Consider the following 8,312-nt stretch of genomic DNA (forward strand, 5'->3'; position numbering starts at 1 on the left):
TGTCCCGCACGCCCCGTCGCCTGCTCGCCGCCTCCGTCCTGCTCGCCGTGGGGGCGCTCGCGGCCTGCTCGTCCGGCGACGCCCCGGGCGGCGGCGCGTCCGCGTCGGCCGGCGGGGACGTGCTGCGCGTCGGCACCGAGGGCACGTACTCGCCGTTCACGTTCCACGACGCGAGCGGCGAGCTCACGGGGTACGACGTCGAGGTGATCACGGCGGTCGCCGACGAGCTCGGCATGCCGGTCGAGTTCTCCGAGACCACGTGGGACTCGATCTTCGCGGGCCTCGAGGCGAAGCGGTACGACGTGGTCGCCAACCAGGTCACGGTGACCGACGAGCGCCAGGGCAAGTACGACCTGTCCGCGCCGTACACGGTGTCGACGGGTGTCGCCGTGGTCGCCGCCGACGACACGAGCATCACGTCGCTCGCGGACGTCAGCGGCACGACGGCCGCGCAGTCGGCGACGTCGAACTGGTCGCAGGTCGCGCGCGACGCCGGCGCGCAGGTCGAGTCCGTCGAGGGCCTCACGCAGGCCATGGCACTGCTGAAGCAGGGGCGCATCGACGTCACGTTCAACGACGACCTCGCGGTCCTCGAGTACCTTAAGTCCTCGGGCGACACGTCGGTGAAGATCGCGTTCGAGACCGGGGACACGGTCGAGCAGGCGTTCGCGCTGCGCAAGGGCTCGGACCTGACCGCGAAGATCGACGAGGCGCTCGCGACCCTGCGCGCCGACGGCACGCTCGCGACGATCTCCGAGAAGTGGTTCGGCCAGGACGTCTCGCAGTGACGCCGCACGAGCCGGCGGCGGCGCGGGAGGGGGAGCGGGCGCGGTGACCTCGGACACCTGGGACCTCGTGCTGTCGTCGATCGGGCCGCTGCTGTCGGGTGCGGTCCGGGGCACGATCCCGCTCACGCTGATCTCGTTCGCCGTCGGCCTCGTGCTGGCGCTGCTCGTCGCGCTCGCGCGGCTGTCGCGGCGACGCGTCGTGTCCGGCCTGGCCCGCGCGTACGTGTCGGTGATCCGCGGCACGCCGCTGCTCGTGCAGCTGTTCATCATCTTCTACGCGCTGCCGTCGCTGGGGATCGTCATCGACCCGTTCCCGTCGGCGGTCGTCGCGTTCTCGCTCAACGTCGGCGGGTACGCCGCGGAGATCATCCGTGCGGCGATCCTGTCCGTGCCGAAGGGCCAGTGGGAGGCGGCGGCGACCATCGGCCTGGACCACACGCTGACGCTGCGGCGCGTCGTGCTGCCGCAGGCCGTGCGCGTGGCCGTCCCGCCGCTGTCCAACACGTTCATCTCGCTGGTCAAGGACACGTCGCTGGCCTCGACGATCATGGTGACCGAGCTGCTGCGCAAGGCGCAGGAGATCGCGGCGCCGACGTACGAGTTCATGACCCTGTACTCGCTGGCAGCGGTGATCTACTGGCTGATCTGCCTGGTGCTGTCGAGCGCGCAGGCCCGCCTCGAGCGCCGGCTCGACCGGTTCGTGGCGCGATGAGCGGCGCGAGGGAGGAGGACGCCGTGACGGACGGCACCGGCACGACGGGCGACGCCCGCCCCCTGGTCGAGGTGCGGGGGCTCACCAAGTCGTTCGGGGACCTGCACGTGCTGCGCGGCATCGACCTCACGGTGGCGCGCGGCAGCGTGACGGTGCTCATCGGCCCCTCGGGGTCCGGCAAGACGACGCTGCTGCGCTGCCTCAACTCGCTCGAGGTGCCCGAGTCCGGCGCGGTCCGGGTCGACGACGTCGAGGTCGACATGGCCGCGCGTCCCTCGCCCGCGCTGCTGCGCCGCCTGCGCGCGACGTCCGGCATGGTGTTCCAGTCGCACCAGCTGTTCCCGCACCGCACCGCGCTGCAGAACGTCACGGAGGGGCCGCTGTACGCGCAGCGCCGCCCCCGCGCGCAGGTCGAGGCGGAGGCGACCGCCCTGCTGGCCAAGGTGGGGCTCGCCGACAAGGCAGGCGCCTACCCGCACGAGCTGTCGGGCGGTCAGCAGCAGCGCGTCGGCATCGCCCGTGCGCTCGCGCTGCGTCCGCGGCTCCTGCTGTTCGACGAGCCGACGTCGGCGCTCGACCCCGAGACGGTCGGCGAGGTGCTGACGGTCATGCGCGACCTCGCGGCCGAGGGCTGGACGATGGTCGTCGTGACGCACGAGATCCGGTTCGCGCAGCAGGTGGCCGACCACGTGATGTTCCTGGACGGCGGGGTCGTCGTGGAGGAGGGGCGGCCCGGCGACGTCCTGGTCGAGCCGCGCGAGGAGCGCACGCGGCGGTTCCTGCAGCGGATCCTCGACCCGCTCTGACCTCAGCGGCGGCGTGCGGCCGTCTCGTCGCCGGTGGACGGTGCGGCGTCGGGGCGCGGTGGCAGCGGGTCCGGCGCGACGTCGGCCGCACGCACCGACACGACGTGCAGCAGCCGCTCGAGCGGCCCGCGGCCCAGCGTCGCGTGCCACAGCCAGCACGCGCCGACGGTGGCCAGCAGGAACACGAGCCAGCCCGTGGTCGTCGGCTGCCACACCACGTCGTCGCCGAGCATCCGGATCACGACGAGCTGACCCGTGTAGGCGGTCAGCGCGAGCGCGCCCGTCGCGCTCAGCGGCGCGAGCGCGCGCGGCCACCGCAGCCCTACCGCGAGGCACGCGGCGAGCACGAGCAGCCCGACGCCGGTGTTGCCCGCGACCTCGAAGAACGTCGACGCGTGCGGCTCCGCGGTCGTCAGCTCGGTGACGCGGCCCAGTGCGAGGCGCGCCGCCCACGCGCCGACGTGCCCGACGACGACGAGGCCAGCGCCCCACGCCGCGAGCCACGCGTGCGTGCGCGCCGACCGCAGGTCGCTGCGTCCCACGGCGAGCCCCACCAGCACGTACGCGACCCACACGACCGCGGGGTAGTAGTGGCCCAGCAGCACCGTCAGCAGGTCGAGGGGACGCTCGTCGACGACCGCGACCTGCCGCACGAGCAGCAGGCGCAGCACGGGCCCGACCGCCGCGACGACCACGGCGGCGGTGACGAGCGCCCACCGGGGCCAGCGCAGCACCGCGGCCCCGGCCACGAACAGCGCGGCGTAGACGACGAGGATGACGACGACCGGCGTCTCGAGCAGCACGAGGAGCGTGCCCAGCACCACGAGCAGCGCCGCGCGCACGAGGATCCGCAGCCGCGCCTGCACCAGGCGAGTGCCGTCCACGGGCCGGTCGCCGCCCGACAGCAGCGCGAGCCCGACGCCCGCGAGCAGCACGAACAGCGCCGACGGGCGCCCGTCGGCGAGCTGTGACCACCCGCCCGGCGGCGTCGTGCGCCACGCGTCGTCGGGGCCCACGTGGGCCGTGACCATGCCCAGCACCGCGAGCCCCCTGGCGGTGTCCACCCCGACGATGCGTCGCACGCGCGCAGCCTATGCGGACGGTGCCCGCCGCTGTGTGGTGCGGGGCACACGCGGGTGCGCACGTGTGGTCTCCCGTTCTCAGCATGTGAGTCGATCGGTCCCGCGTTGTGGTTACCGGCCGGACGGCGCGCCTACAGTGCCCTGGTGACCACCCGCACTCCCGACGTCTACACGCACGGCCACCACGAGAGCGTGCTGCGCTCGCACCGCTGGCGCACGGCCGAGAACTCGGCCGGCTACCTGCTGCCCGCGCTCGCACCGGGCCAGCGCGTGCTCGACGTGGGCTGCGGCCCGGGCACCGTCACGGTGGACCTCGCGTCGCGCGTCGCCCCCGGCGAGGTGGTCGGCGTCGACCGCTCGGCGAAGGTCCTCGAGGCGGCCGTCGAGCACGCGCAGGAGAAGGGCGCCGACAACGTCACGTTCCGGGTGGGCGACGCGTACGCGCTCGACTTCCCGGACGACTCGTTCGACGTCGTGCACGCGCACCAGGTGCTCCAGCACCTCACCGACCCCGTCGCCGCGCTGCGCGAGATGCGCCGCGTCACGCGCCCCGGCGGCGTGGTCGCCGTCCGCGACGCCGACTACGCGGCCATGACCTGGTACCCCGAGCATCACGGGCTCGACGAGTGGCAGGCCCTCTACCACGAGGTCACCGAGGCCAACGGCGCCGAGGCCGACGCGGGCCGTCGTCTGCTGTCCTGGGTGCGCGACGCGGGCTTCGACCCCGCGGGCATCGCGCCCGGTGCGGGGATCTGGTGCTACGCGACGCCCGAGGACCGCGCCTGGTGGGCGGGGCTGTGGGCCGACCGTTGCGTCGCGTCGAACTTCGCCGTGCAGGCCATGGCGCACCACCTCGCCGACGAGGTCGGGCTCGAGCTGCTCGCCGACGCGTGGCGCGAGTGGGGCCAGTCGCTCGACGGCTGGTTCGCGGTGCCGCACGGCGAGGTGCTCGCGCGCGTCTGACCTAGGGTGGGCCCGTGCGCATCGCCAGGTTCACCACCGGTTCCGACCCCCGCTACGCGCTCGTCGAGGGCGAGCCCGGCCGTGAGGAGCTCGTCGTCATCACGGGCGACCCGATCTACACGCCCGTGCAGCCCACGGGCGAGCGGATCCGCCTCGACGACGACGGCGTCCGGCTGCTCGCGCCCGTGATCCCGCGGTCCAAGATCGTCGGCGTCGGGCGCAACTACGCCGAGCACGCCGCCGAGCACGGCAACGACGTGCCCGCGCAGCCGCTGCTGTTCCTCAAGCCCAACACGTCGGTGATCGGCCCCGACGACCCGATCGTGCTGCCCGACTGGACCGAGCACGTCGAGCACGAGGCCGAGCTTGCGGTCGTCATCGGCAAGGTCACCAAGGACGTCCCGCCCGAGCGTGCTCTCCACCACGTGTTCGGCTACACGGTCGCCAACGACGTCACGGCACGCGACGTGCAGCGCTCCGACGCCCAGTGGACCCGCGGCAAGGGGTTCGACTCGTCGTGCCCGCTCGGCCCGTGGGTCGTGCCCGGCCTCGAGGTCGACGACCTCGCGGTGACCGCGCGCGTCAACGGCGAGACCCGCCAGGACGGGCGCACGTCGCAGATGGTCTTCGACGTCGCGTACCTCGTGTCCTACGTCTCCGAGGTCTTCACGCTGCTGCCGGGCGACGTCATCCTCACCGGCACGCCCGCAGGCGTCGGCCGCATCGACCACCGCGACGTCGTCGAGGTCGAGGTCGAGGAGATCGGCGTGCTGCGCAACCCGGTGCTGCGCCGCACGCCCTGACCCGGGCCGCCCGGCACCGCGCCGACGCCGACCACGGGTCCGCCGGGCTCAGGCCGGGCGCGTGTCCGTGCCCGGCGGCGTGCCCGTCGCGCCCTGCGCACCCAGGTCCCGCACCTCGGCGCGCAGCCGGCCCATGCGCGCGTCGAGCTCGGCGCCCGTGACCGCGGCGTCGAGCAGCTCGGTGCGCAGGTCCTCGGGCAGCGCGCCGTGGTACTTGTACGACAGCTTGTGCTCGACGCTCGCCCAGAAGTCCATCGCGATCGTGCGGATCTGCACCTCGACCGGCACGTGCTCGGTGCGGTCGGACAGGAACACCGGGATCCGCACGATGAGGTGCAGCGAGCGGTACCCGTTGGCCTTGGGCTCGGCGATGTAGTCCTTGCGCCGCACGACCTCGACGTCGGGCTGCGACGCGAGCATGTCCGCGACCCAGTACGCGTCGGACTCGAAGCTGCACGTGATGCGGATGCCCGCGATGTCGAGGATCCGCTCACGGATCGTCTCGGGGTCGGCCGCGCAGCCGTACCGCGTCGTCTTCTCCAGGATCGAGTCGATCGACTTCAGGCGCGACGTCACGTGCTCGATCGGGTTGTGGTCGTGGGTCTGGCGGAACTCCGAGCGCAGGATCCGGATCTTGGTGAGCATCTCCTCGATGCCGAACTCGTAACCCATGCGGAACCGGGCGAGCTCGCGCTGCGCGTCGCGGACCGTCGTGATGACCCCGGTGCCGAGACCCGGCTCGAGGTGCGTCGCGACCTGGTCCCGCACGGTCTGGACGAGACCTCCCGGGGTTGCGTCGGTCTGCTGCGTGGAGGTCGTACCCGGTGCCATGCCCTGCCCAACGACCGTGCACGTCGTCGCGTTCCGCGCTCGGTAGGCTGACGTCGATCCCCATCGCCGCCAGACCCGAGGTGTCCCGTGCCCGCCAGCACCCCCGTGCGCGTTCGTTTCTGCCCGTCCCCGACCGGCACGCCCCACGTCGGCCTCATCCGGACGGCGCTGTTCAACTGGGCGTACGCCCGGCACGTGGGCGGCACGTTCGTGTTCCGCATCGAGGACACCGACCCGGCGCGCGACTCGCAGGAGTCGTACGAGCAGCTGCTCGACGCGCTGCGCTGGCTCGGCATGGACTGGGACGAGGGCGTCGAGGTCGGCGGCCCGCACGAGCCGTACCGGCAGTCGCAGCGGTACGACCTGTACCGCGACGTCGTGCGCCGGCTGCTCGAGGGCGGGTACGCCTACGAGTCGTTCTCGACGCCCGAGGAGGTCGAGGCCCGGCACCGCGCCGCCGGCCGCGACCCCAAGCTCGGGTACGACGGCTTCGACCGCGACCTCACCGACGAGCAGAAGGCCGCCTACCGCGCCGAGGGCCGCGAGGCCGTCCTCCGGATGCGCATGCCCGACGAGGACGTGACGTTCACCGACCTCGTGCGTGGCGACGTCACGTTCAAGGCCGGCTCGGTGCCGGACTACGTGATCGTCCGCGGCAACGGGCACCCGCTGTACACGCTGGTCAACCCGGTCGACGACGCGCTCATGGGCATCACGCACGTGCTGCGCGGCGAGGACCTGCTGTCGTCGACCCCGCGCCAGGTCGTGCTGTACCGCGCGCTGCTCGAGCTGGGCGTCGCGAGCGTGCTGCCGCAGTTCGGCCACCTGCCGTACGTCATGGGCGAGGGCAACAAGAAGCTCTCGAAGCGGGACCCCGAGTCCAACCTGTTCCTGCACCGCGAGCGCGGCTTCACGCCCGAGGGGCTGCTCAACTACCTCGCGCTGCTCGGCTGGTCCATCGCACCCGACCGTGACATCTTCTCCGTCGCCGAGATGGTCGAGAAGTTCGACGTCGCCGACGTCAACCCGAACCCGGCGCGGTTCGACCTCAAGAAGGCCGAGGCGATCAACGCCGCGCACGTGCGCCTGCTCGCGCCCGAGGACTTCCGTGACCGGCTCGTGCCGTACCTGCACGCCGCCGGCCTGGTCCCCGCGGACTCGTACGCGGACCTCGCGCCCGAGCACCGCGCGCTGCTCGACGCGGGCGCGCCGCTCGTGCAGGAGCGCATGACGCTGCTGGGCGAGGCCGTCGGGATGCTCGGCTTCCTGTTCGTCGCCGACGACGCGGTCGAGGTGGTCGAGGACGCGCGCACCGCGCTGCGTCCCGAGGCCGCCGACGTGCTCGACACCGCCGCCCGCGTGCTGGGCGACCTGCCCGCCGACGGGTTCACGACCGAGGCCACGCAGACCGCGCTGGCCGCGGCGCTCGTGGCACCGGCCGAGGAGGGCGGGCTCGGCATCAAGGCGCGGTTCGCCTACACGCCGCTGCGCGTCGCGCTCACGGGCCGCCGCGTGTCGCCGCCGCTGTTCGAGTCGATGGAGATCCTCGGCAAGGACGCGACGCTCGCGCGCGTCGCCGGCCTGCGCGCCGCCCTGTGACGCGCAGGCCCGGGGGCGGCCCCGCGCCGTCGCCGGTCGACGGGGTCCTGCTCGACGTCGACGACACGCTCGTCGCGACGCGTGACGCGTTCCGTGGCGCGCTCGCCGCGGTGCTCGACCGGTACGCGCCCGGCGCCGACGTCGAGGCCGCGCTCGCGCTGTGGCGCGCCGACCCGGGCGGTCACTACCGCGCGTACACGCGCGGCGAGCAGACGTTCCGGCAGCAGCGCATGACGCGTGCGAACGAGCTGCACGCGGCCGTGGGCGGCCCGGTGCTCGACGACGCGGCCTACGACGCGTGGGACGCGGTGTTCGACGCCGCGTTCGCCGACGGCTGGGCCGCGCACGACGACGCCGTCCCCGCGCTCGACGCGCTGCTCACCGCCGGTGTGCGCGTCGGCGCGCTGACCAACGCGCGCGTCGGCTACCAGACCGACAAGCTCACGCGCGCCGGGCTGGCGGACCGCATCGAGGTGCTCGTGGGCGTCGACACGCTCGGCGTCGGCAAGCCCGACCCGCGCGTCTTCCTCGAGGGCTGCGCGCGCCTGGGTACCGACCCGGCCCGCACGGCGTACGTGGGTGACGAGCTCGACGTCGACGCCGCCGCCGCGCGCGCCGCCGGGCTCGTCGGGGTGTGGCTCGACCGCCCGGGTCCGCGCCGCGTGCCGGTCACCGAGACCGAGGTCGTCGCCGCCGGCGTCCACGTGATCCACGACCTCGCCGAGCTG

At 73.5% G+C, this 8,312-nt stretch carries 9 protein-coding genes; 7 read left to right on the forward strand and 2 right to left on the reverse strand.

Features of this window, described 5'->3' with window-relative positions; all coding sequences use genetic code 11:
- The first annotated feature begins 20 nt into the window (after positions 1 to 20).
- Genes ATM99_RS12975 through ATM99_RS12985 form a run of 3 tightly spaced genes read left to right on the forward strand, consistent with a single transcriptional unit; the run spans position 21 to position 2,306 of the window.
- The gene (locus ATM99_RS12975) at positions 21 to 788 is read left to right on the forward strand and encodes an amino acid ABC transporter substrate-binding protein (protein ID WP_062103312.1); all 768 of its coding nucleotides are present in this window, start codon (positions 21 to 23) and stop codon (positions 786 to 788) included.
- Between the two features lie 43 nt (positions 789 to 831).
- Positions 832 to 1,500, forward strand: coding sequence for an amino acid ABC transporter permease (locus ATM99_RS12980; RefSeq protein ID WP_062103306.1), 669 nt, complete (start codon positions 832 to 834; stop codon positions 1,498 to 1,500).
- The gene (locus ATM99_RS12985) at positions 1,497 to 2,306 is read left to right on the forward strand and encodes an amino acid ABC transporter ATP-binding protein (protein ID WP_082659719.1); all 810 of its coding nucleotides are present in this window, start codon (positions 1,497 to 1,499) and stop codon (positions 2,304 to 2,306) included. Before ATM99_RS12980 ends, ATM99_RS12985 begins: the two co-directional genes overlap by 4 nt.
- A gap of 2 nt (positions 2,307 to 2,308) precedes the next feature.
- On the opposite strand, the gene ATM99_RS12990 is transcribed toward ATM99_RS12985, so the two are convergent.
- Positions 2,309 to 3,388, reverse strand: coding sequence for a heparan-alpha-glucosaminide N-acetyltransferase domain-containing protein (locus tag ATM99_RS12990; protein ID WP_062103307.1), 1,080 nt, complete (start codon positions 3,386 to 3,388; stop codon positions 2,309 to 2,311).
- A gap of 144 nt (positions 3,389 to 3,532) precedes the next feature.
- Here ATM99_RS12990 and ATM99_RS12995 point away from each other — a divergent pair, with 144 nt between their 5' ends.
- A complete protein-coding gene (locus tag ATM99_RS12995; protein WP_062103308.1) occupies positions 3,533 to 4,351 on the forward strand; it encodes a methyltransferase domain-containing protein in 819 nt (272 codons plus the stop codon).
- Between the two features lie 14 nt (positions 4,352 to 4,365).
- Complete coding sequence (locus tag ATM99_RS13000) at positions 4,366 to 5,154, forward strand: fumarylacetoacetate hydrolase family protein (RefSeq protein WP_062103309.1); 789 nt, start codon at positions 4,366 to 4,368, stop codon at positions 5,152 to 5,154.
- A 48-nt stretch (positions 5,155 to 5,202) separates the two neighbouring features.
- On the opposite strand, the gene ATM99_RS13005 is transcribed toward ATM99_RS13000, so the two are convergent.
- Positions 5,203 to 5,985, reverse strand: a complete 783-nt coding sequence (locus ATM99_RS13005; RefSeq protein WP_082659721.1) for a GTP pyrophosphokinase family protein — start codon at positions 5,983 to 5,985, stop codon at positions 5,203 to 5,205.
- Between the two features lie 87 nt (positions 5,986 to 6,072).
- Here ATM99_RS13005 and gltX point away from each other — a divergent pair, with 87 nt between their 5' ends.
- Positions 6,073 to 7,584, forward strand: a complete 1,512-nt coding sequence (gene gltX / locus ATM99_RS13010) for a glutamate--tRNA ligase (protein ID WP_062103310.1) — start codon at positions 6,073 to 6,075, stop codon at positions 7,582 to 7,584.
- The coding region (locus tag ATM99_RS13015) for an HAD family hydrolase (protein ID WP_062103311.1) at positions 7,581 to 8,312 on the forward strand (732 nt) is incomplete at its 3' end. The genes gltX and ATM99_RS13015, both read left to right, overlap by 4 nt.

Origin of the sequence: Cellulomonas sp. B6, assembly GCF_001462455.1 — a bacterium.
Lineage (GTDB): Bacteria > Actinomycetota > Actinomycetes > Actinomycetales > Cellulomonadaceae > Cellulomonas.